Raw genomic sequence first — 21364 nt, forward strand, 5'->3', positions numbered from 1 at the left:
TAATTTATAATTGAGTTCCACCAACAGTCATTTTATCAATTAAAATTGAGGGTTGGGCCACACCAACTGGCACACCTTGTCCTGCTTTTCCACAGGTTCCAATGCCAGGATCAAGCATCATATTATTTCCAACTAATGAAACTTCTTTTAAGATCGATGGACCATCACCAATCAATGTTGCTCCTTTAATAGGAGCGCCTATTTTGCCATTTATGATTTCATAAGCTTCTGTGCAATTAAATACAAATTTTCCAGAAGTAATATCTACCTGACCACCACCGAAACTTACTGCAAATATTCCTTTAACAACTGATTTAATCATTTCTTCTTGAGAATATTTTCCATTTAACATCATTGTGTTTCTCATTCTTGGAAGAACAATATGTTTATAGTTTTCTCTTCTTCCACTTCCTGTAGATCTAGTATTCATTAATCTTGCATTCAAACGGTCTTGCATAAAGTTTTTTAAAATACCGTTTTCAATTAAAACAGTTTTTTCTGTGGGTGTACCTTCATCATCAATTGTCAAGCTTCCCCTTCTGTTATGAAGAGTTCCATCATCCACAATGGTAACACCCTCACTTGCAACTCTTTGTCCCATTAAATTATGGAAAGCAGATGTTTTTTTTCTATTAAAGTCTCCCTCTAAACCATGTCCTATAGCTTCATGAATAAGTATTGCTGGCCATCCTGGTCCTAACACGACTTTCATTTCTCCAGCCGGTGCAGGTTTGCTTTCTAAATTTACCGAGGCAATTCTAAATGCTTCATCACAAACTTTTTTCCAATTATCATCTTTTAGATATTCATCATATGATTGTCTTCCACCAATTCCATAAACTCCCGTTTCTTTCTTTCCATCTTTCTCTAACATTACTGAAACATTAAAACGAATTAAAGGTCTAACATCTGTTAGCACCTCACCGCCTGATCTAATAATTTCTACAGACTTATGCTCTCCAGCAAAACTAGCTGTAACTTGTTGAACAATCCCTCCTTTTGCTCTGGTATAACTATTAACTTCTTTTAAAATTTCTAATTTAGATTGAAGTGATTTTTCATCTATAGGATTGACGCTTTTATAAAATTTATCATTTGTTTTTGGAATTTCATGATTGTAAACACCATTTTTTGATTTGAGTGTTGACCTTAAATTATTAGCTGATTGTTTTAATGAATTTTTAGAAATTTCATTTGAGTGAGAGTATGCAACGACTTCTCCTGTTACAGCTCTTAAACCATAACCTAAGTCAGAGCTATAAGTAGAACTTTTAATCTTATCATCATCCAAAACAATGGATTCACTTTTTGAATTTTCTAAATAAAGCTCACCATCCTCACACTTATTTAAGGTTTCAGAAATAATGTCTTCAGCATCTTTTCTGCTTAAATCTGTTTTAGAAAAAAAATCACTCATACGAATAAGCTAGTATTTATTTGGTTTTTATCAACTGTTGTAATTAGCACATGTACAAACTAGTTGATTTTTAATAATTTTACAGAAAATAATTTATGAAAGTTTATTACAATGAGTCCTGTGGTATCTGTAGAGCTGAAATAAATCTCTATAAAAAGCAAAAAATAAAAGAAATTGAGTGGGTAGATATTACAAATAATTTAGCTGCAGAAAAAAAAACCTCAAAAGATAAGAAAACTCTTTTAAGGAGACTGCACGTGGAAGAAGGTGGACGAGTATTTGGAGGGGCTGAAGCTTTTTTACTTGTTTGGAAAAAAATTCCAAAATATAAATTTCTGTACTCTTTTTTTAAGTTACCAATAATTTTTACTTTATTTTCATTTTTTTATGAAGTTATTGCTTTCTTTCTATATTTAAAAAATAAAAAACAACTTTCTAAATAAATTTTTTCTTATTGAGGCCTACTATTAATTAAATTATATTTTTATCATGAAGATTTTTAAAACGTTCATATTATTTATATTAATAAATAATTTTTTTATTTCTGCGCAATCGGCTCAAAAAAATATTCTAGATAAACTTTTTGATAGACTTGTTAAGATCGATGACTCAAATAAAGCTGAAATATTAGAAAAAAAGATTTGGTCTGTTTGGATTGAACACCCTAATGATATTAGATTAACTGAAAAATTAGAATTTGGGACAGAGCTTATGCAATATGGTGATTATAATTATGCATTAAAAGTTTTTGATAATATAATACTTACTGACCCGCAATGGTCAGAGGGTTGGAATAAAAGAGCAACTGTATATTTTTTAATGAATAAATTTACAAATTCTTTAGATGATATCGATAAAGTTTTAAGTATAGAGCCTAGACATTTTGGGGCATTATCAGGACAAGCAAGAATTTTTATAAAACTTCAAAAATATGAAAAAGCAATTAAAAGTATTGAAAAAGCTTTAGAGTTTTACCCATCTTTTAAAAGTCGTGAATTAATACCCGAAATTGAAAAATTAATTAAAGAAGAAAGTGTTTAACTTAATTTTTTTTAGCTCTTTTTCTTGAAATTAATTGTGTTAATGAATCAACCATTAGATCAGAAGCTTTAAATATTTCATTAGACCTAAACTCATAAGAAGAATTTTTTTCTGGATTAGACTTATCTTCAATAACTATTCCCTTATCTGGAGAATTATCTTTTATATAAATTAATAACAACCACTCCTCATCTGGGGCTTCGTCCCATCTAATAAAGATTTCACCTGTCTCAAACCTTTGATCAATACATCTAAAAATTGACATATGTCTTGTGATGTGACGTTTATTAAGCTGAAATACTAAACTACTCGCACTTCTGTAAAAACTTTCAAGAGATAACTCTATTTTTTGCCTTGCTATTTTATATTCTTTTTCTTTTTGTAATAAAGTTTCTCTATCTTCATCACCTATAATGTTTACTCCTAATGCTTCAACTCTTTCCTTAATTTTTTGATTTCTAATTATCCTGTATTTGTCTTTTAATTTTTCTATTCTTGCCTGAAGACCTGCATAATCATCTCTTTTTTCTTTTAATGATATTTTTTCAATTTTTTCTAATTCTTTAATTTCTCTTATTCTAAATTTTTCAATTTGCTTTTCTAATTTTAGTTGTTTGAGAAATTGTTTTTGTCTTTCTGCTTGTTCAATTCTTACTAGTGCTTGTTCCTTGCGTAAAAATAATTTAATATCTCTTGTTCTTTCTTTTTCTATTCTAACTTCTTCCTTTAAGTTTTTCTCTTTAAGCTTTGTTTGAAATTCTTCTTCTTTTATTTTTTGCTTATAAGCTATAATTTTTTCTTTTTCTTTTCTTTCAATTTTTTCTAATTTTCGTCTTCTTGACTCATCTTCTTTTAATATTTTATATTCAATTATTTTGTTAGCAAAAATATCAAAAAAAACTTTAATATATTTTTCTAAACTAAAATTAATCTTAAAATTAAATTCTGGTTTCAAAGAATGTTGAAGCGCAACTATTCTTAATAATAAGCTTTCTCTTTTTCTAACAGGTACTTTTTTAGCTGGCTTTTTTCTAACAGGTACTTTTTTAGCTGGCTTTTTTCTAACAGGTACTTTTTTAGCTGGCTTTTTTCTAACAGGTACTTTTTTAGCTGGCTTTTTTCTAACAGGTACTTTTTTAGCTGGCTTTTTTCTAACAGGTACTTTTTTAGCTGGCTTTTTTCTAACAGGTACTTTTTTAGCTGGCTTTTTTCTAACAGGTACTTTTTTAGCTGGCTTTTTTCTAACAGGTACTTTTTTAGCTGGCTTTTTTCTAACAGGTACTTTTTTAGCTGGCTTTTTTTTTATTTTTTTCATACTTTAAAGAAGTTATGATTTATCAATATATTACTAATAAATATAGTCTCTTGTGATAGGTGTAGATGTATAATTTTTTGTTAATTGAAATTGATACACAACCTGATCGCCCCATTTGAAAGCAATTTCACACCCTGCAAGGTAAAATTCCCACATTCTGAAAAATTTTTCATCAAACATTTCAACAATTTTTTCTCTATTTTTTATACAGTTTTCCTTCCAGTGTCTTAATGTGTGAGAATAATGTAGTTTGAGTACCTCAATATCCGATACTATTAACCCTGCTTTTTCTATTGGTGTAGTTACCTCGCTTAAGCTTGGTGTATAACCTCCTGGAAAAATATACTTTGTTACCCATGGATGAGGGTCCCTTGGTGGATTAACAGAGCCTATAGTGTGTATTAAAGAAACACCATCATTATTTAGCAATTTTTCTATTTGTTTAAAAAATTTTTTATAAAACTTTCTTCCTACGTGCTCAAACATTCCAACACTCACTATCCTATCAAATTTTTCATCTAATTCGCGGTAATCTATTAGTTTAAATGTAACTTGATTTTCTAAGTTAAGTTCTTTGGATTTTTTTACACAATAAGCAAATTGATTTTCTGATAAGGTTATTCCTGTCACTTCACAATTTTTACTCTTCGCAATATCGAAGGCTAATGATCCCCATCCACAACCAATATCAAGAATTTTTTGATTTGGTTGTATATTTAATTTTTTAATAATATGTTGTATTTTGTAATTTTGAGCATCTTCTAAAGTATCATCTTTATTTTTAAAATACGCACATGAATATTGTTTTTTTGAGTCTAGAAATAAATCATATAATTCATCTGAAAGATCATAATGATGAGCAACATTCATTTTAGATTTTTTTATAAAATTAAAATTTGTCAAATATCTATATGAGCCACTCAATTTATTTAAAAATTGACTAAAAAAATTTAACTCTCCTCTTCCAATATTCATAAGAGCTAAATCTAAAAAATCAGTTAGTGTTCCATTTTCAATGATAACATCTCCGTCAGAATAAGCTTCTCCAAAATATAGATCTGGACGAAACAGTAACTTGTAATGAAGTTTTTTATTTAAAATTTTAAGTGTAATTGGTATTTTTTGTTTAGGAGAACCTATAATGTATTTTTTTGAATCAGCATCAACTAAAATAAAACCATCATTTTTAAATGTATTATTCAAAAACCTTGCTAATTGCATTTATGCTGCCCTTAAAGATCCCAACGTAAAATTTAATTTATTAAGTTCTTCTATTAGTTTATGTTTATCTTTTTCACTTAAAAGCCTGACTGGTGGTAGAACATTTTTGTAAATTTCATCTTTATCAGACATAAAAGAGTGCAATCCAGATATTAGATTAAATTTTTCAAAAGTATTTCTGACATTACATAGCATTTCATTTGTAGTTTGTTCTTTTTTACCAATAAAGTCATTATAAACTTTTCTTGATAAACTTGCGGTTACATTACAGGTTGCAGTAATAATTCCAGTACACCCTAACTCTAAACCTTTTAATAATTTTGATTCAGCTCCTGGCAAAATAGAAAAGTTATCTATTTTTAAATTCTCATAAAGATTATATGAGCTATCTTTCACTCCTACTATTTGGTTGGGAAATTTTTTAACAAGTTCTACAACACATTCAATGCTAAATTTATAACCACACAGTTTTTCAAAATTATATAAAATAATTTTACTCTCTGGCGCTGCTTCAACCACTTTTGAATAAAACTCAATCACATCTTTATCACCATATTTATAATAAGCAGGGGGCATAATTAAAAAATTATTAAAATTTAAAGATGAGGCTATACTCATCAAATTAATAGTTTCGTTTAATGAATTTAGGCCAGTTCCAATTAAATATTTATCTTTATATTGGCTTTTTGATAATTGATTTAAGAGGCTAATTTTTTCTCCTACAGATATAAGTTGAGCCTGTCCTGTGCTTCCAAAAATAGCAACTCCATGACAACCTTGGTCAATTAATTCTTCTGCATGTCTAATAGTTTTTTCAATATTTAGGCTTAAGTCCTTATTAAATAATGACATTGATGCCGCATAAATGCCTTTAATTTTACTCATGTTAAAAACTTATATAAAATTTAAATTTAGTAAAGATTATAAAACAAAAAATGAAAATTTTAATAGTACAAAATAGAATGGGTATTGGTGATATGGTAATCTTTTTACCTTATATTGAGGCAATAGCTAAAAAGTTTGGTGTACCAGTAAGTATCCTTGTAAAAGAAAGTACAAAAGCTACACAATTTTTAGAAAACAGTACAAATATTCATGAAATCATTATTTTAGATCGTGATAATAAATTTAAAAATAGACGCCATGATGGAATTATTGGGTCATATAATCTTATAAAAGATCTAAAAAGATATAATTTCGATAAAATTTTTATATTCAATTCATCTCTCAGATTTAATTTAATTGCAAGAGTTGCTAGAATTAAAGATATTTATCAATACCCACTATTTACAAAAAAAAATCAACATATAACTAACACTGCAAAAGAGTTTATAAAACAAAAGTTAGATATTGATGTAGTAAGTGATCCAAGAGTTCCATTAAATCATAGATCTATAGAAAATGCGAAAATAAAATACAAAATCAATAAAAATGAAAAAAATATTCTATTGGGTATAGGTGGGTCTGGACCAACTAAAAGAATTCCTGCTAAAATTTTTATTGAGTTTATGAATTTAGTTACTCAAAAATATGAGTGTAAGTTTTTTTTAGCCACAGGAAAAAATGAAGAAGAGCAAAAAATTTTAAAAGAAATACTTAATACTAAATATAAAGATAAGTGTTATGCTTTAGATGATTTGAGTCTATATGAAATATTGCCAATAATAAAAAATTGTGATGTTTCAATTTGTAATGACTCTAGTTTTAGTCATCTCTCTTCAGGTGTAAACATTAAAACAATTGTTTTAATGGCTGACACTCCTCTATTATATGGAAATTATAGCTCTAACATGTTCCCCATTTTACCTGATGGTGAAACAACCGTAAACCATAATACTCTTGGAAAAAATAGAATTAGTGCAAGTAAAATTTTTGTACAATTTGATAAAATTTTAAATTAAGAAATATTTTTTAATATAGTTTCTTTTGCCTCATTTACTATCACTGAGAGTCTCGCAGTTTCAGGTGAAATATCTGGATGAATTCTTTTTTGTATCTTGATATAAGCTTTATTAATATCATCTTTTGTAACCCGTTTGTTTATATCAAGGTTTAAAATTTTATAAGCCTCTTCTAAAGATAATGTTGAAGAGTTTTTGTTATTTTTGTTCTGGTGAAATGAAAATCTTCCTGATCTTCTAAGTGTTTGAATTAAACGAAATAAACCAATTAATTGAAAAATTGACAATCCTTTTAGTTTGACTATAGCTAAGCCTAATAAAGTTAGAGGTATACTTAATAAAAACTTTCCTCCTACAGCTAGTATTACAGCTAAAATTATTGATCCAATAAAAATTATTTTCCTTAAATGTTTAGATATTTTGTTAGATGATATGTTGGAAAATAATCTTAGTAAAAAGTAAATAATTCCAAAAATAACTAGTGTATAAATGATTATATTCATATATTTATTTTGTTCTCATGAAAATACCACAACTTAAAAAAAAATCAGAAATAAAAACATACCATAATACTAGTTGGGAAGATAATTATAGCTGGATACATCAAGATGATATTTTGGAGGTTTTAAAAGATAGTAAAAAATTAAATCTCGAGGTAAGAAAATACCTAGAAGAAGAAAATTCCTATACTGACTTTCATTTAACAGATACTAAAAATATTCAAAAAGAACTATTTGATGAAATCAAAGGTAGAATAAAATTAGATGATGAATCTATCCCATTTAAAGATTTTGATTATGAATATTGGACAAAAACAACTGTGAATGGAAACTATTCCATTAAATTAAGAAAAAAAATTGGCACTAAAGATGTTGAAGAAATTTGGAATGGTGATGAAGAAAAAGAAAAACTCAATGTAGAATATTTTGGTGTTGGTGATATTGAAGTTAGCTTCGATGATAAATATTTAAGTTATTCTCTAGATACCAAAGGTTCTGAGTACTACACAATATATATCAGAGATATTAAAACTAAAAAATTAGTTACTGAAAAAATTAAAGAAACATCAGGAAGCATAACTTTTAGTTTGGATGATAAATATATTTTTTATTCAAAGTTAGATGAAAATCATAGACCGAGAAAAATTTATAGACATAAATTAGGAACAAATACTAAAGATGATAAGATAATTTTTGAAGAAAAAAGTGAAGCTTTTACAGTTGGAATTAGTCTAAGTTCAGATGACAAATATTTTTTTATTAACACCTCTGACCATAATACCTCTGAACAATATTACTTTAGTGTTGATGAAAAAGAACCAAAACCTAAATTAATAAAAGAAAGACAGAAAGGAATACTTTATTCTGTTAATTCTTGGAATGGAAAATTTTATAACCACACAAATGAAAATGCTGAAGACTTTAAAATTGATGTTGCTGACAATTTAGAAAAACCAGACTGGAAAATATTTATACCTTCAAAAGAAGAGGTTTTAATTGGTGGACTAACATTTTTAAATGATTGGATAATAAGATTTGAAACTTCAAATGCTTTAGATAAATTATTTGTAAGAAATATTACAACTCAAATAGAGGAAGAATTAATTTTTTCAGATGAAAAAGTTTTTGTTCCTGGTTTGTCCTTGGCTCAAAGAGATAGAAATACAGACAATGTTTATTTGGGTTATTCATCTCCTAAAACTTCTGGAAAAACTTATTCTTATAATTTAAGATCAAAAGAAAAAAAGCTGGTAAAGGAAGAAGAGGTTCCTTCTGGACATAACCCTGATAATTATATTGTTGAAAGAGTCGATTGTGAGACTCATGATGGAAGGTTGGTGCCTCTTACAATTACAAGGCATAAAGATACTAAACTTGATGGAAGTGCACATTTGTTGCTTTATGGTTATGGCTCATATGGAAGTTCAATGAGTCCAAGTTTTTCTACTACTAAATTAAGTTTAATAAATAGAGATATTATCTGGGTCACGGCTCATATTAGAGGAGGAATGGAAAGAGGTATGAAGTGGTGGAAAGAGGGAAAACTACTTAATAAAAAGAATACTTTTAAGGATTATATTGCATCAGCAAAATATTTAATTGAAAAAAAATATACCTCAAAAAATAAAATAATTGGAATGGGTGGTTCTGCTGGAGGTCTTCTTATGGGGGCAGTTGTTAATCAAGCATCAGAATTATTTCTGGGAATAATAATGGCGGTTCCTTTTGTGGACTCTTTAACAACTAATTTAGATCATTCTTTGCCTTTAACAGTTGGTGAGTTTGATGAGTTTGGAAATGCAAAAGAAAACAAAGATCACTTTGATTATATTTATTCTTATGCTCCTTATAATAATATAAAAAAAATGGATTATCCTCATATGCTGATTACAACTAGTTTGAGTGATAATAGGGTGTTGTTTGATGAACCTGCTAAGTTTACTGCTAAACTTAGAGATTATAAAACTGACAATAATTTATTACTTTTAAAAACTGAGATGAATGCCGGTCATGGTGGTAAATCCGGGCGAGATGGTGCTATCGAAGAAATTGCACTTGATTACGCATTTGCATTAAAGATTGCAAAAAAAATTTAGTAATTACATCTTGAAATTTTTAATATAGTTCATAAATATATTCTCAAGTCGCCTGATGGGACTTATTAAATTAACCTTGCTAATAAAGGAGGAAACTATGTCAAGTAGGGATCTATCTATATTTAACACTCTAAGGCCATTTTCAATTGGATTTGACGATATGTTTGACCAATTTGAAAATATGTTAGGTAACGGAGGATTAACCATGCAGTCTAATTACCCACCTTATAACATCAGAAAAACTGGTAAAGACAACTATGCCATTGAAGTTGCTTTAGCTGGTTTTAATAAAAACGATGTTGAAGTTGAGTTTGAAGATAATTTATTAACTGTAAGAACTAAGCAGATTAATAAATCAGATGAAAAATCTAATAATGGTGAAATTATTCACAAAGGTATTTCACAAAGACAATTTGCGAGATCATTTACAATTGCAGAGGATGTGAGGGTAAATGGTGCTGAGTTAAAAGATGGTCTTTTGACAATAGCATGTGAAAGAATTGTGCCCGAATATAAGAAGAAAAAACTTATTGAAATTAAATAAGTATTCACCTTGCTTGTGGGGATTTTTCCCCACAGACGTTAAAAACATCCGTTTGATACAAAACCAATAACTATAAAATTAGAGTCAACTTCAAATCTTCTTTCACACGTCACTAGATATTTTTTTGAATTATAAACTAGCTCTGTGTTACCTTTTTCGTTTTTAAAATCTTCATCAGGTTTACCTAAATCCATTTGCAAGTTACTAGAAGTTTTACCAATATACTGGCTTAGTTTATTGTTTTCTTTTTCAACAATCGCATCTGTTTTTTGCTTAATAGTTTGACATCCAGATGCTAGAATTAAAAGAAAAAAGCCTAATAAAATAAATCTCACTTTATCCATATTCTGATTTTAACATGTGAAATGTGGCACAAATATAAACTTATTAGTTGAATTATGTTGATAACACTGTGTTTTTAGGAGTATTTTCTGTGAGAATCTAATAATACAGAATCTAATCTTAGGAGGGTCAATGTTAGAAAAATATTTTAACTATAAAGAACATAAGACGGATTTTAAAACAGAAGTAATTGCCGGTGTAACAACATTTTTAACAATGGCTTATATCATGTTTTTAAATCCATTAATACTTAGTGAAGGTGGTTTTGACTTCGGTGGAGTTTTTACTGCTACAGCGATTGCAGCCGCAATAGCATGCTTTATTGCAGCTTTTTACGCAAAAACCTGGCCTGTAGGTCTTGCACCAGGAATGGGAATTAATGCATTTGTTGCATATTTTGTCTGTGGAACATTAGGTTACAGCCCAGCAGAGGCACTCGGTGCGGTATTTGTTGCTGGTGTGTTATTCTTAATTATTTCATTAACTCCAATCAGAGCATGGTTAATAAATTCTATTCCAAAAAGTTTAAAACTTGGAATTGGTGCTGGGATAGGATTGTTTTTGGCTGTGATTGGATTTAATTTAATGGGTCTTCAAGTTCCTTCTGGAAATGCAACAATTTTTAAATTAGGAGATGTTTCAAATCCATTATTACTTTGTGGGGCTGGTGCTTTCATTTCAATGATTGTAATGGAAAAAATGAAAATTAAAGGGAACATTATCATTGGAATACTTGTATTCAGTGTCATTGCTTGGCTAAGTGGTTGGGCTGAATTCAGAGGTGCTGTTAGTGGAATAAAACCAATGACTCATTTATTTGTCTTTGATTTTGGTGCTGCTATGAGTGCATCAATGGCAACAATTGTTTTTACTTTATTTTTTGTTGATTTCTTTGATACAGCTGGAACTTTAACTTCAGTAGCTAATGTTGCGGGAAAAGTTGATAGCAAAGGAAATGTACAAGATATCGATAAAGCTATGTTGTCAGACAGTGTATCTACTGTTGCAGGTTCCATGCTAGGTACTACAACTGTCACAACTTATATAGAAAGTGGAACAGGTATTAAAGCGGGTGGAAGAACGGGAATGACCTCACTTGTAATAGGTATACTATTCTTGCTATGTTTATTTTTTGGTGACCTTGCAACATCTCTACCAAAAGAAGTTGATGCTGCAGCACTAATTTATATTTCCACTTTATTTGTTCGAAACATATCGGATATAGAATGGGATGATATAGCAGAAGCTGGGCCAGCCGTACTTGCAATGATTGCCATGCCTTTTACTTATAGTATTAGTAATGGTATTGCTTTAGCATTTATTTCTTATGCTTTAATTAGATTATTTACTGGTAAGTTTTCAAGTACTTCACCAGCAATATGGGTGATTGCAATACTTAGTCTTATAAGTTTTGTGGTTGCTTAAAAATTAATTTTTAGGGCTGGTATATATCCAGCCCTATTTATTTCTATTAATTATTTCTTCTATAGATAATTCTTCATAGTGTTCGGTTGGCTGTACAATCCACGGATCTGAATCAAGTTTTACAGGACAAAAATCAGGCTCAAATGTTGATGATTTTTTTTTCCACAAGCATGCTGTTTTAACTTCATTTATAAATTTCTTTGTTGGTTCATAATTTTTCAGCCATTCAATACTTTTATTCAAAGTTAATCCTGTATCAGAAAGGTCATCTACTAATAAAACTCTATCAAAATCTTTATTTTCAGCTAAAGAACTAATTTCTCTGGCAAACATCAATTGACCTTGTTTGTCCTCCATTCCAGCTCCAGAATAGCTTTGAATAACAATATACGCGATTGGTAACTTTAAAACTCTAGAGAGAATATCAAGTATGGGTGCGGCACCTCTCATAATTCCCACCAAAACAGTAGGCTTATAATTTTTATGAATTTCTATTGCTAGTTTTTCAACAATTTTTGTATACTCATCAAAAGTGATAATTAATTTATCAGCCATAAAATTTTTTATCATATAAATGAAAATATAAAAGACTAAAAAATTATGAAAATATTTGATTGCTTTATGTATTTTGATGAAGAGATGGTATTAGATGTAAGGCTTAATACCTTAAATAAATTTGTTGATTATTTTGTAATAGTAGAAAGCAAATTTACTCATAAAGGTGAACTTAGAGATTTAAAATTCAATCATAAAAAATTTGAAAAATTCAAAGATAAAATTATCTATTTAATTTATGAGCAAGAACCAGAACAAATTGAAACAGTTCATCCTGACGATACTGAAAATGAAAAATCAAGAAAATATATTCTTAATGCAATTTATAGGGAAAATGGACAGAGAAATCATATTGAAAAAGGATTAAGATTCGCGCAGCAAGATGATATGATATTAATATCTGATGTTGATGAAATTCCAAATTTATTAGATATAAATTTTGATAAAATTAATGAAAAGATAGTCTTATTTAAACAAGACATGTTTTATTATAAATTTAATTTGTATTTACCTAATTTAGTGTGGACTGGTACAAAAGGTTGTAGAAAAAAAAATTTACTTAACCCTCAGTGGTTAAGAAATATAAAGGATCGCAAATATTCATTTTACAGAATTGATATTATTTTTTCTAAAAATAAATATAAAAGTATAAAATATATCGATGCTGGTGGGTGGCATTTTACAAATATAAAAACTGCTAAAGAAATTGAGCATAAATTTAAATCTTATTTGCATCATAGAGAATTTGATCAACAACCACTTTCTATTGAGGAAATAGATAAAATTATAAAAAATAAAAAAGCTATATATGACTTGAAAGTAGATAAAACTGTTAGTAAAATTGGTAATGGAAGTGACCTTAAAAAATTTGAAATAAATAAATTACCCACTTATATTCAAAAAAATAAAGAAAAATTTAAGGATTGGATTGATCAATAAATGAAAGGATATTGGATAGCTTTATATAAAAAAATTGATAGTAAGGATAATTTAAAAAATTACTCTGCTAAGGTAACTCCTATTATTAAAAGTTTTGGAGGAAGGCCCCTTGTTAGAGGTGGCGAGTATGAATGTCTCGAAGGAGAAAATTTTTCAAGAACAGTAATTTGGGAATTTCCAGATTATGAAAGTGCAATAAAATGTCATAATTCGGAAGAATACCAAAAAGGCTGGGCACTGGCCAAAGATACTACTGATAGAAACCTACAAATTATTCAAGGTTTTAGTACTGAATAGGTTCTGGGTCTATACTTCTCCACAAATACCAAGTTGCTACTGAGCAATAAGGAGAAAATCTTTTGTTTAATAACCTCACATAAGATTCGTGTGGTGAATATTTCTTTTTATAATTTTTTGAAATTGCTCTTAAAAGACCAATGTCTTGTATAGGCCAAATATTTGAACGATTATAAGTAAACAATAATATCATTTCGGCTGACCATCTTCCAATCTGTCTTAGTTGAGATAAATAAATAATAGCTTCTTCGTCAGACATTTTAGGAATTAATCTAGGATTAAATGATTTGTCTAATATTTGCTTTGCTAAACTTTTTATTCCTTTTACTTTTTGTCTACTTAATCCACAGCTTTTAAGTTGAGAAGAAGAAAGTTTATAAACTACTTTTACATTAATCTTATTTTTACATTTTTTTTTAAATCTTAAAAAAACAGAATTAGCTGCAGCAACACTAATCTGTTGTCCAATAATACTTTTACATAGTGAAAAAAATATATCTTTTCTAGAAGTAAGCACAGCTTCTGATGGAGATTTATATTTATTAATTAATGAAGACATCACTTTATCTTTATTAGATAAATATTTCTTTGCAGTATTCCAATATTTTGGTTTTTTACTCATGTCTAGTAGTAGATGGTATTTCTTTTTTGTGATAAATTTCTCTTCTAAGAATAATTAAAGAAGAGGCTACAACCAGTAATGCACCAAGCAATGTTTTTATCGTAGGGATTTCGTCCCAAATTAAATATCCAAAAATTATTCCAAAAACTAATGCTAAATATTTTAATGGTGATACAAGAGAAACTTCAGATAACTTAAAAGATTGACTTAACCATAAATTTGCAAAACCTCCTAAAAATCCAATCATACATAATAAAACTAAATCTTGGACACTTGGCATAACCCAGCCAAAAGGAATTGTAAATAAACTTGCTAAGGTAATAACTATTGAAAAGTTAAGAGCTATAAGCCAAACTGGTTCTGTTGTAGATAGCTGCCTTATGGCGATAGCAACATAAGATAAACCTAAACAGAAAATAATCGGAAAGATATAATATATATTTAAGGCACCAAAACCAGGTTCGGTTATTATAATAATTCCAATAAAACCGATCGATACAGCGAGCCATCTATAAAATCCAACTTTCTCACTTAAAAAAAAAATTGAAAAAATTGTAGTAAATATAGGAGCAGCAAAAGAAATGCTAACTACTGTGGCTAATGGCAAGTTTCTTAGTGCAATAAATATTGCAATTAAAGCTATCAATCCAAATAAGCATCTTAAAAAATGTAAACCTGCCCTTTTTGTGAGATAAAAATTTTTAATCCTATCTTTTGGCATTATAAAAAAGTAGATAACTACTCCAAAAAAACCTCTGAAAAATAGTACCTGACCTAAAGGATAATGTTCAGACCATTTAACTATTAAATCCATAAAAGAAAATGCACATACCGACATAAACATGTACAAAAAGCCTGATTGATTTTTAGTAAGCATAAGAATAATTTGTAGATTAAATTAAAGGATAAGCAATGGAAATAGCAGTTTTAGGTTTGGGGTGTTTTTGGGGGCCAGAAATTAAGTTTAGTAAACTTGAAGGAGTTATCAAAACTGAAGTGGGTTATTGTGGTGGTGACAGCAAGGAAACTACTTATAGAGAAGTATGTACTGGTAATACAAATCATGTAGAAGTTGTTAAATTAGACTTTGATCCTGAAATTATATCTTATGAAAAAATTTTAGACTTTTTTTTTGAAATTCATGACCCTACAACTCTAAATTCACAAGGACCAGATTTTGGAACACAATACAGAAGTGAAATATTTTATTTAAATGATAAACAAAAAGAAATTTCAAAAAATACAATAGAAAAAATAAATTCAAGTTTATCTGGGAAAGTTGTAACAAAATCCTCTTTATTAAAAAATTACTGCCCAGCAGAAGAATACCATCAGAGATATTTAGAAAAAAGATAATATGCCATTGGTCGATACAAATTGGTTAGAAAAAAATTTAGATAAAGTAAAAATTATTGATTGTTCATGGCACATGCCCCAAACAAAAAGAAATGGTTTTGAAGAATATCAAGAACTACATATTCAGAATGCAATATTTTTAGACCTAGATAAAAATTCTAAAACAGATACTGATTTACCTCACATGTTAACTGATATTAAATCTTGGGAAAAAATTGTATCATATATGGGAATTGGAAATGAGGACCAAATAATAATTTATGATAATTCTGATGTAATAAGTTCTTGCAGATGTTGGTATAATTTTATTTACTTTGGACATGATCCAAGTTTAGTTCATGTGCTAGATGGTGGATTAAAGAAATGGATGAATGAAAAAAAACCTACAGTAAATAATTTAACAAATACTATTAGCTCTAATTACATAGCTAATGAAAAAAAAGAATTAGTAAAAGATAAAAAACAAATTGAGGAAAATATTAATTTTAATAAGTTTAATGTTATTGATGCAAGAAGTAGAGAAAGATTCGAGGGAAAAGTCCCAGAACTAAGAAAAGGGTTAAGAAGTGGCTCTATAAAAAATTCTTTTTGTCTCCCCTTTTCTGATCTTATCAATGAAGACCATACATTTATTAATAGAAAAAAAATTCTTGAAAAATTTAAACTAACTAAGTGTGAACTTGATAATAACATTACATTTACCTGTGGTTCTGGTGTTACTGCTTCAGTTTTGGCTCTTGCTTATTCCTTAATAAATAATAAATATATGCCTAAAATTTATGACGGTTCATGGAGTGAATACGGAAAATTTTAAATTATGAAAAGATCAACTAAAATTACATCTATAATAATAATATTTTTTTTAATTATAGCTATTGTTATAATTGGTCGAATGATGATTGGTAATCATTTTGCAAAAAAATTTAGCAAAAGACCTCCTCCAGGAATTATTGTAACAGAAGTTGTCAAAATAGATTTTTCTCAAAAAATTGAAAGTTTTGGAACTGCAGTATCAAAAAGAAATGAGTCATTTAGAGTTAAAAGAAGTGACTTAATTGCAGAATTAGCTCTTAAAGAATATGTTAATAAAGGAGATTTAATATTAAAACTTAAAGATAGAAATATTATTGCACCATTTAGTGGTGTTTTGGGATTTAGAGGTATTACTGGTGATATTCTTGACTCTAACAACTCAATCATTATTACTTTGGATGATAATTCTGTCATTTATTCTGATTTAAAAATCCCTGAAATCTTTGCAAATGTAATTAAAAAAGGTTTGTCTATAACGGCTAAATTTTCAGGTAACAAAAACAAAATTTATAATGGAGCAGTTTATGCTGTATCAAGCAGAATAAATGCTGAAACAAGAAGTCTTTTGATAAGAGTTAAGATTGATAATGATGGTGCTCAGTTAATTCCAGGATCACTTTTAGAAGTAACTGTTAATTATAACGAAAGAAATTCTCTTGGAATACCTGACACAAGTATAATGCTGGAAGGGGATAAAATTTATGTTTACAAAGTTTCAGAAAAAAATATCACAGACAAAACTGAAATTAAGACTGGAATAAGAGATGGTGGGTATGTTGAGGTTCTATCTGGATTAAATGAAGGAGAAAACATTGTTGCAGAAGGCCTTAAGAAAGTTCGTCCTAGAGGCAAAATAAAACCAATTAAAAAATAATGTATATTACTGATGTAAGTATAAGAAGACCAGTTATTGCTTGGGTAATGTCTCTTATATTAATTGTTTTTGGGATATTTGTTTTTTCAGAATTGCCTGTGAGAGAATTGCCTGATGGTTTGCAGCCACCAGTTGTTCAAGTTAAAATAAATTATAAATCAGCATCAGCTCCAATTATTGATCAAGAAGTAACTCAAGTTATTGAAGATGTGGTAGGTGGAGCTGAAGGAATTAAAAATATTAATTCAACATCTGAAAATGGCAGTAGTACAATAAATATTGAGTTTAACACAGATATTGATTTAGACAATGCTGCCAACGATATAAGAGAAAGAGTTGCAAGAATTGTAGACAGATTACCAAGCGAAGCAGATGCACCTCAAATATTAAAACAAGCAGCTGGATTTACAACTACTATGTGGTTGTCAGTAACTTCATCAACATGGAACGACTTAGATCTCGGAGATTACACTGAAAGATATTTAGTTGACCAATTTTCAAGTGTTAAGAATGTTGGAAGAATTATGACAGGTGGTTTAAGAGATTTAAGTGTAAGGGTATGGATTGATCCAATTAAATTAGCAGCTAACAACTTAACTATTCAAGAAGTTGAAGGAGCTCTAAGAAAAGAAAATATTAGCCTACCTGCAGGAACTCTTGAGGCTAACAATATAGATTTAACCCTGAATTTAGATAAATCTTATGATGACATTGGCATGTTAAAACAATTGCCAATAAAAAAGATTAAAAATAGTATTATAAAACTTTCAGATATCGCAAACGTTGAGTTTGGACCCGTCTCAGAAAAAACACTTTTTAAAGCACAAACAAAAAATGCTTTAAATCAAAAAACTGTTGGAATAGGTATTTATGCAAAAAGTGGTGCATCAACAGTTGAGTTATCAAAAAATATTAGAAAAAAAATAATTAAAGTTAAAAAAACACTGCCAGATGGTATTGATATGGAGGTTGCTTTTGACCGAGCAACATATGTGGGCACTGCAATACAAGAAGTATATAAAACTCTAATAATTGCATTTATATTAGTTGTTGCAATTATTTATTTATTTTTAGGTAATCTTAAAGCTGTAATTGTTCCAGCAATTGCTTTACCTGTGAGCTTAATAGCATCTTTCTTAGGACTTTATCTATTTGGACTATCAATAAATATATTTGTTCTCTTAAGTTTTATTTTAGCAATAGGAATTATTACTGATGACTCTGTAATCATGACTGATGCAATATATAGAAGAATTGAAAATGGAGAAACTCCATTAGTTGCAGCACATAAGGGGTCAAAACAAATTAGTTTTGCAATCATAGCCACAACTTTAATTTTAGTTGCAGTCTTTCTACCTTTAATTTTTATTGATGGTATTGCCGGTACTCTATTTAGAGAAACTGCCATAGCATTATCTGTTTCCATTGTAGTATCTTCTTTTGTGGCATTAACTTTATCGCCAATGTTGGGAAGTAAATTCTTAGTTAAAAAACCAAAACAAAATTTTATTGTTGTAAAATTTGATAATTTTTTTAAGTCCTTTTCAAAGTTCTATCAAGAAACTCTTTTGTTTTGGCTAAACAAAAAAAAGATTATTGTTTCATTTTTAATTTTAACAATTATTGGTTCGAGTATTTTGTATAACTTTACAAAAAAAGAGCTATTACCAATGGAAGATAGAGGAGTTTATCTTGTGCTTGGTTTTACTGATGAAGGTAGTTCATTTGAGTACACAGAAAAAAGAGCTGAGGATGTAGAGAAGAGATTAATTCCTTTGCTTAAAGCTGAAAACAGTCCCTATAAAAGATTTATCATGAGAGTTCCTGGATTTGGAAGTAATAAAAATTCTTTTAATAGTTTTATAATTATTGCTTTACTGGATGATTGGGAAAATAGAAAACAAAACTCACAAACTGTAATGAGACAAGCAATTGGAAAAATTGTTACCGTACCAGAAACTGTTGCATTTCCCATATCTCCTCAATCTATAAGAGTATCAAGTTACAATAAACCTGTTCAAATGGTTATATTAGGAAATAGTTATGAAGAGCTGGAAGTAAAACAAAATGAGATTATGTCAAAATTAAGAAAAAATAAAAAATTATCGAGAATAGAGTCGGATTATTCAAGAAATAAACCAGAAATAAAGCTATTTATTAATAAAAATAGAGCCAAAGATTTAGGAGTTTCAACTGAGTCAATTGGAAAAACTTTAGAAACTCTTTATGGTGGCAAAACTGTAACTAAATTTAACAAATTAGGCAAAGAATACCCTATTATTCTTCAACAATATTTGGCGGATAGAAGAAATAAAGAAGGCTTAACTAAAATTTTTGTAAGATCAGAAACTACAGGTAAGCTAATTTCATTAGCAAATTTAGTTGAATTTAAAGAAGAAGGATCAGCAAAAAAATTAGGGAGGTTTAATAGACAAAGAGCTGTAACTATATCTGCAAATATATCAGAAGATTATACACTTTCTGAAGCAATTAGTTACTTAGAGCAAACTTTATCTGACTCACAAATAAATAATCAAATAGCATGGAAAGGAAAGTCTGAGGAATTAAAAGAAACTAGCAATGAATTATTCATTATTTTTGGGTTAGCACTGTTGACTGCCTATTTAGTAATGGCAGCAACCTTTAACTCATTTATACATCCATTTATAATAGTGTTAACTGTTCCACTTGCATTGTTTGGTGGTTTGATATTCATTTTATTTTTAAACAGTTCAATTAATATTTTTTCACAAATTGCGCTTGTAATACTAATTGGAATTTCCACTAAAAATAGCATCCTCATTGTTGATTATGCCAATCAATTGAGAGCTACAGGAAAAAATATAGAGTCATCGATTAAAGAAGCTTGTGATCTTAGATTTAGACCAATTATGATGACTTCTATAAGCACAATGATAGCGATGTTACCACTGGTAATAGGTAATATTGGACCTGGTGCAGGTGAAGCATCTAGGTTGGCTGTAGGTGCAACTATTCTAGGTGGAATGATTATTTCTACATTCTTTACATTATATGTAACACCTACAATGTATTTAACCCTTGCTAAAAATACCCAAAGAATTGATGCTGTAGATATCGAACTAAAAAAACAACTTCGTTAAAAAATAATATACTTATTTTTATTTAGTCTTTTCTGACATTTTTTTAATTGAGACTTATATTTATCTGATTGATTTTTTACTTTTTTTGCTAAAACTATAACTTTTTGATTATTCTTATAATTTTTATAACCACCCCATCCTTCATGATATGCAAGATACTGTCTAAAAGCATCTTTCTTTGAAATTTTTAAAAGTGACTCAGTTTTATCTGTATACCAGCCAATAAAATCCACACTATCTTTAAACCTTGCTCTTGTTGCAAGTTTATTGCCTGTTTCATTTTTATATTGTTCCCATGTTCCTTTTACAGCTTGAGAATACCCAAAAGAACTTGATGGACGCTTGAAGGGTATAACTTTAAATATTTTTTGTCGCTGAGGTTTTGCTAACCAATCAAAATCAGACTCCATTTTAATAATTGCTAGCTGCACATAAATTGGGGTACCCCATTTTTTTTCAGTTTTTTTAGCATATTTATACCAAAGGTATCTTTCATTAAAGATGGAGCAACTGTTTGATGTATTTTGAGGTATGGAAGAACAAGCTGAAATTAAAATGATTATTATAATAAAAAAAACATTTTTAAATTTAAGCATACTTATTTTTAATTTTATAAATAATAATTACAAAGAAAACACCTAATATATTTCCAAATAAATCAGCCCATTCAAATTCTCTTGTTGGAATTATAATATGAAACAATTCCAAAATAATTGCTGATAAAAACAAATATATAATCACAAAAGCAAAGTTTCGTGTTTTTTTATAAGCCATAACACCTAAAAATGATAAAATAATGAATACGTAAAGGTGATTAGAAGAAACTATAAAGTCCCCTGTAAGTTGGGGCTGAATAGAGCTGTCACCATACAAAAAATGACCAAATATACTTCCAGGATATAAATAAAATATTATTAACATTATGTTAACAGAGTGAAAACCTAAAATTAAAATTTTTTTTATATTTTTCATAATAATTTTATT

Annotated in this window: 23 protein-coding genes; 12 read left to right on the forward strand and 11 right to left on the reverse strand. The window is 28.6% G+C overall.

Translation table 11 applies throughout. The annotated features are described in order from the left end of the window. Positions 1–4 precede the first annotated feature (4 nt). Positions 5–1417, reverse strand: a complete 1413-nt coding sequence (tldD, locus tag ABXT56_RS05895) for a metalloprotease TldD (RefSeq protein ID WP_415299784.1) — start codon at positions 1415–1417, stop codon at positions 5–7. Positions 1418–1512: 95 nt separating this feature from the next. Here tldD and ABXT56_RS05900 point away from each other — a divergent pair, with 95 nt between their 5' ends. Together ABXT56_RS05900 and ABXT56_RS05905 are read left to right on the forward strand one after the other, a co-directional pair. Beyond that, positions 1513–1860, forward strand: a complete 348-nt coding sequence (locus ABXT56_RS05900) for a thiol-disulfide oxidoreductase DCC family protein (protein ID WP_415299785.1) — start codon at positions 1513–1515, stop codon at positions 1858–1860. A 46-nt stretch (positions 1861–1906) separates the two neighbouring features. Then, positions 1907–2458, forward strand: coding sequence for a tetratricopeptide repeat protein (locus ABXT56_RS05905; RefSeq protein WP_415299786.1), 552 nt, complete (start codon positions 1907–1909; stop codon positions 2456–2458). Position 2459: 1 nt separating this feature from the next. Here ABXT56_RS05905 and ABXT56_RS05910 read toward each other — a convergent pair whose 3' ends face one another. The 3 genes from ABXT56_RS05910 to ABXT56_RS05920 are packed head-to-tail and all read right to left on the reverse strand — an operon-like array spanning position 2460 to position 5879. Beyond that, positions 2460–3773 carry a hypothetical protein gene (locus ABXT56_RS05910; RefSeq protein ID WP_415299787.1) on the reverse strand — a complete coding sequence of 438 codons (1314 nt, stop codon included), beginning with the start codon at positions 3771–3773 and terminating at the stop codon, positions 2460–2462. A gap of 33 nt (positions 3774–3806) precedes the next feature. Beyond that, positions 3807–4994 (reverse strand): class I SAM-dependent methyltransferase, encoded by a 1188-nt coding sequence (locus ABXT56_RS05915; protein WP_415299788.1) that lies wholly within the window; start codon positions 4992–4994, stop codon positions 3807–3809. Further along, a complete protein-coding gene (locus ABXT56_RS05920) occupies positions 4995–5879 on the reverse strand; it encodes a dihydrodipicolinate synthase family protein (protein ID WP_415299789.1) in 885 nt (294 codons plus the stop codon). A gap of 50 nt (positions 5880–5929) precedes the next feature. Here ABXT56_RS05920 and ABXT56_RS05925 point away from each other — a divergent pair, with 50 nt between their 5' ends. Continuing rightward, positions 5930–6895: a glycosyltransferase family 9 protein gene (locus ABXT56_RS05925; RefSeq protein ID WP_415299790.1), complete on the forward strand. Its 966-nt coding sequence runs from the start codon at positions 5930–5932 to the stop codon at positions 6893–6895. On the opposite strand, the gene ABXT56_RS05930 is transcribed toward ABXT56_RS05925, so the two are convergent. Continuing rightward, positions 6892–7398 carry a molecular chaperone DnaJ gene (locus ABXT56_RS05930; RefSeq protein ID WP_415299791.1) on the reverse strand — a complete coding sequence of 169 codons (507 nt, stop codon included), beginning with the start codon at positions 7396–7398 and terminating at the stop codon, positions 6892–6894. The genes ABXT56_RS05925 and ABXT56_RS05930 overlap by 4 nt on opposite strands. 17 nt (positions 7399–7415) lie before the next feature. Here ABXT56_RS05930 and ABXT56_RS05935 point away from each other — a divergent pair, with 17 nt between their 5' ends. Then, entirely contained in the window at positions 7416–9491 is a 2076-nt protein-coding gene (locus ABXT56_RS05935) for a S9 family peptidase (protein ID WP_415299792.1), read from the forward strand. A 97-nt stretch (positions 9492–9588) separates the two neighbouring features. After that, positions 9589–10035 (forward strand): Hsp20 family protein, encoded by a 447-nt coding sequence (locus ABXT56_RS05940; RefSeq protein ID WP_415299793.1) that lies wholly within the window; start codon positions 9589–9591, stop codon positions 10033–10035. Positions 10036–10073: 38 nt separating this feature from the next. Here the strand turns inward: ABXT56_RS05940 and ABXT56_RS05945 are convergent, their stop codons facing one another. Next, positions 10074–10379, reverse strand: a complete 306-nt coding sequence (locus ABXT56_RS05945) for a hypothetical protein (RefSeq protein WP_415299794.1) — start codon at positions 10377–10379, stop codon at positions 10074–10076. Between the two features lie 130 nt (positions 10380–10509). Here ABXT56_RS05945 and ABXT56_RS05950 point away from each other — a divergent pair, with 130 nt between their 5' ends. Next, a complete protein-coding gene (locus ABXT56_RS05950) occupies positions 10510–11802 on the forward strand; it encodes an NCS2 family permease (RefSeq protein ID WP_415299795.1) in 1293 nt (430 codons plus the stop codon). Between the two features lie 33 nt (positions 11803–11835). Here the strand turns inward: ABXT56_RS05950 and ABXT56_RS05955 are convergent, their stop codons facing one another. Beyond that, positions 11836–12372, reverse strand: coding sequence for a phosphoribosyltransferase (locus tag ABXT56_RS05955; protein WP_415299796.1), 537 nt, complete (start codon positions 12370–12372; stop codon positions 11836–11838). A gap of 30 nt (positions 12373–12402) precedes the next feature. Between ABXT56_RS05955 and ABXT56_RS05960 the strand changes: the two genes are divergently transcribed. Together ABXT56_RS05960 and ABXT56_RS05965 are read left to right on the forward strand one after the other, a co-directional pair. Further along, positions 12403–13296 (forward strand): hypothetical protein, encoded by an 894-nt coding sequence (locus tag ABXT56_RS05960; protein WP_415299797.1) that lies wholly within the window; start codon positions 12403–12405, stop codon positions 13294–13296. Beyond that, a complete protein-coding gene (locus ABXT56_RS05965) occupies positions 13297–13593 on the forward strand; it encodes a DUF1330 domain-containing protein (RefSeq protein ID WP_415299798.1) in 297 nt (98 codons plus the stop codon). On the opposite strand, the gene ABXT56_RS05970 is transcribed toward ABXT56_RS05965, so the two are convergent. Further along, the gene (locus ABXT56_RS05970; RefSeq protein ID WP_415299799.1) at positions 13580–14215 is read right to left on the reverse strand and encodes a DNA-3-methyladenine glycosylase family protein; all 636 of its coding nucleotides are present in this window, start codon (positions 14213–14215) and stop codon (positions 13580–13582) included. The two genes, ABXT56_RS05965 and ABXT56_RS05970, sit on opposite strands and share 14 nt — an antisense overlap. Next, entirely contained in the window at positions 14208–15092 is an 885-nt protein-coding gene (locus ABXT56_RS05975; RefSeq protein ID WP_415299800.1) for a DMT family transporter, read from the reverse strand. The genes ABXT56_RS05970 and ABXT56_RS05975 overlap by 8 nt, the downstream gene beginning before the upstream one ends. A gap of 35 nt (positions 15093–15127) precedes the next feature. Between ABXT56_RS05975 and msrA the strand changes: the two genes are divergently transcribed. From msrA to ABXT56_RS05995, 4 genes are read left to right on the forward strand one after another with little or no spacing between them, the layout of a single operon-like run. Next, positions 15128–15571 (forward strand): peptide-methionine (S)-S-oxide reductase MsrA, encoded by a 444-nt coding sequence (gene msrA, locus ABXT56_RS05980; RefSeq protein WP_415299801.1) that lies wholly within the window; start codon positions 15128–15130, stop codon positions 15569–15571. Between the two features lies 1 nt (position 15572). Beyond that, entirely contained in the window at positions 15573–16385 is an 813-nt protein-coding gene (locus ABXT56_RS05985; protein WP_415299802.1) for a sulfurtransferase, read from the forward strand. Positions 16386–16388: 3 nt separating this feature from the next. After that, the gene (locus ABXT56_RS05990; protein ID WP_415299803.1) at positions 16389–17258 is read left to right on the forward strand and encodes an efflux RND transporter periplasmic adaptor subunit; all 870 of its coding nucleotides are present in this window, start codon (positions 16389–16391) and stop codon (positions 17256–17258) included. Then, a complete protein-coding gene (locus ABXT56_RS05995; RefSeq protein ID WP_415299804.1) occupies positions 17258–20380 on the forward strand; it encodes an efflux RND transporter permease subunit in 3123 nt (1040 codons plus the stop codon). Before ABXT56_RS05990 ends, ABXT56_RS05995 begins: the two co-directional genes overlap by 1 nt. On the opposite strand, the gene ABXT56_RS06000 is transcribed toward ABXT56_RS05995, so the two are convergent. Both ABXT56_RS06000 and ABXT56_RS06005 read right to left on the reverse strand, forming a co-directional pair. Continuing rightward, positions 20377–20976 carry a lytic transglycosylase gene (locus tag ABXT56_RS06000; protein WP_415299805.1) on the reverse strand — a complete coding sequence of 200 codons (600 nt, stop codon included), beginning with the start codon at positions 20974–20976 and terminating at the stop codon, positions 20377–20379. The genes ABXT56_RS05995 and ABXT56_RS06000 overlap by 4 nt on opposite strands. Further along, the gene (locus tag ABXT56_RS06005; RefSeq protein WP_415299806.1) at positions 20969–21352 is read right to left on the reverse strand and encodes a hypothetical protein; all 384 of its coding nucleotides are present in this window, start codon (positions 21350–21352) and stop codon (positions 20969–20971) included. Before ABXT56_RS06005 ends, ABXT56_RS06000 begins: the two co-directional genes overlap by 8 nt. Positions 21353–21364 lie beyond the last annotated feature (12 nt).

This window comes from Candidatus Pelagibacter sp. Uisw_134_02 (assembly GCF_047720265.1).
Taxonomy (GTDB): Bacteria; Pseudomonadota; Alphaproteobacteria; order Pelagibacterales; family Pelagibacteraceae; genus Pelagibacter.

What these genes read in the sequence shown, in the direction of transcription:
- tldD (WP_415299784.1), bottom strand. Translation starts at nt 1,417, where the DNA reads ATGAGTGATTTTTTTTCTAAAACAGATTTAAGCAGAAAAGATGCTGAA.
- ABXT56_RS05900 (WP_415299785.1), top strand. Translation starts at nt 1,513, where the DNA reads ATGAAAGTTTATTACAATGAGTCCTGTGGTATCTGTAGAGCTGAAATA.
- ABXT56_RS05905 (WP_415299786.1), top strand. Translation starts at nt 1,907, where the DNA reads ATGAAGATTTTTAAAACGTTCATATTATTTATATTAATAAATAATTTT.
- ABXT56_RS05910 (WP_415299787.1), bottom strand. Translation starts at nt 3,773, where the DNA reads ATGAAAAAAATAAAAAAAAAGCCAGCTAAAAAAGTACCTGTTAGAAAA.
- ABXT56_RS05915 (WP_415299788.1), bottom strand. Translation starts at nt 4,994, where the DNA reads ATGCAATTAGCAAGGTTTTTGAATAATACATTTAAAAATGATGGTTTT.
- ABXT56_RS05920 (WP_415299789.1), bottom strand. Translation starts at nt 5,879, where the DNA reads ATGAGTAAAATTAAAGGCATTTATGCGGCATCAATGTCATTATTTAAT.
- ABXT56_RS05925 (WP_415299790.1), top strand. Translation starts at nt 5,930, where the DNA reads ATGAAAATTTTAATAGTACAAAATAGAATGGGTATTGGTGATATGGTA.
- ABXT56_RS05930 (WP_415299791.1), bottom strand. Translation starts at nt 7,398, where the DNA reads ATGAATATAATCATTTATACACTAGTTATTTTTGGAATTATTTACTTT.
- ABXT56_RS05935 (WP_415299792.1), top strand. Translation starts at nt 7,416, where the DNA reads ATGAAAATACCACAACTTAAAAAAAAATCAGAAATAAAAACATACCAT.
- ABXT56_RS05940 (WP_415299793.1), top strand. Translation starts at nt 9,589, where the DNA reads ATGTCAAGTAGGGATCTATCTATATTTAACACTCTAAGGCCATTTTCA.
- ABXT56_RS05945 (WP_415299794.1), bottom strand. Translation starts at nt 10,379, where the DNA reads ATGGATAAAGTGAGATTTATTTTATTAGGCTTTTTTCTTTTAATTCTA.
- ABXT56_RS05950 (WP_415299795.1), top strand. Translation starts at nt 10,510, where the DNA reads ATGTTAGAAAAATATTTTAACTATAAAGAACATAAGACGGATTTTAAA.
- ABXT56_RS05955 (WP_415299796.1), bottom strand. Translation starts at nt 12,372, where the DNA reads ATGATAAAAAATTTTATGGCTGATAAATTAATTATCACTTTTGATGAG.
- ABXT56_RS05960 (WP_415299797.1), top strand. Translation starts at nt 12,403, where the DNA reads ATGAAAATATTTGATTGCTTTATGTATTTTGATGAAGAGATGGTATTA.
- ABXT56_RS05965 (WP_415299798.1), top strand. Translation starts at nt 13,297, where the DNA reads ATGAAAGGATATTGGATAGCTTTATATAAAAAAATTGATAGTAAGGAT.
- ABXT56_RS05970 (WP_415299799.1), bottom strand. Translation starts at nt 14,215, where the DNA reads ATGAGTAAAAAACCAAAATATTGGAATACTGCAAAGAAATATTTATCT.
- ABXT56_RS05975 (WP_415299800.1), bottom strand. Translation starts at nt 15,092, where the DNA reads ATGCTTACTAAAAATCAATCAGGCTTTTTGTACATGTTTATGTCGGTA.
- msrA (WP_415299801.1), top strand. Translation starts at nt 15,128, where the DNA reads ATGGAAATAGCAGTTTTAGGTTTGGGGTGTTTTTGGGGGCCAGAAATT.
- ABXT56_RS05985 (WP_415299802.1), top strand. Translation starts at nt 15,573, where the DNA reads ATGCCATTGGTCGATACAAATTGGTTAGAAAAAAATTTAGATAAAGTA.
- ABXT56_RS05990 (WP_415299803.1), top strand. Translation starts at nt 16,389, where the DNA reads ATGAAAAGATCAACTAAAATTACATCTATAATAATAATATTTTTTTTA.
- ABXT56_RS05995 (WP_415299804.1), top strand. Translation starts at nt 17,258, where the DNA reads ATGTATATTACTGATGTAAGTATAAGAAGACCAGTTATTGCTTGGGTA.
- ABXT56_RS06000 (WP_415299805.1), bottom strand. Translation starts at nt 20,976, where the DNA reads ATGCTTAAATTTAAAAATGTTTTTTTTATTATAATAATCATTTTAATT.
- ABXT56_RS06005 (WP_415299806.1), bottom strand. Translation starts at nt 21,352, where the DNA reads ATGAAAAATATAAAAAAAATTTTAATTTTAGGTTTTCACTCTGTTAAC.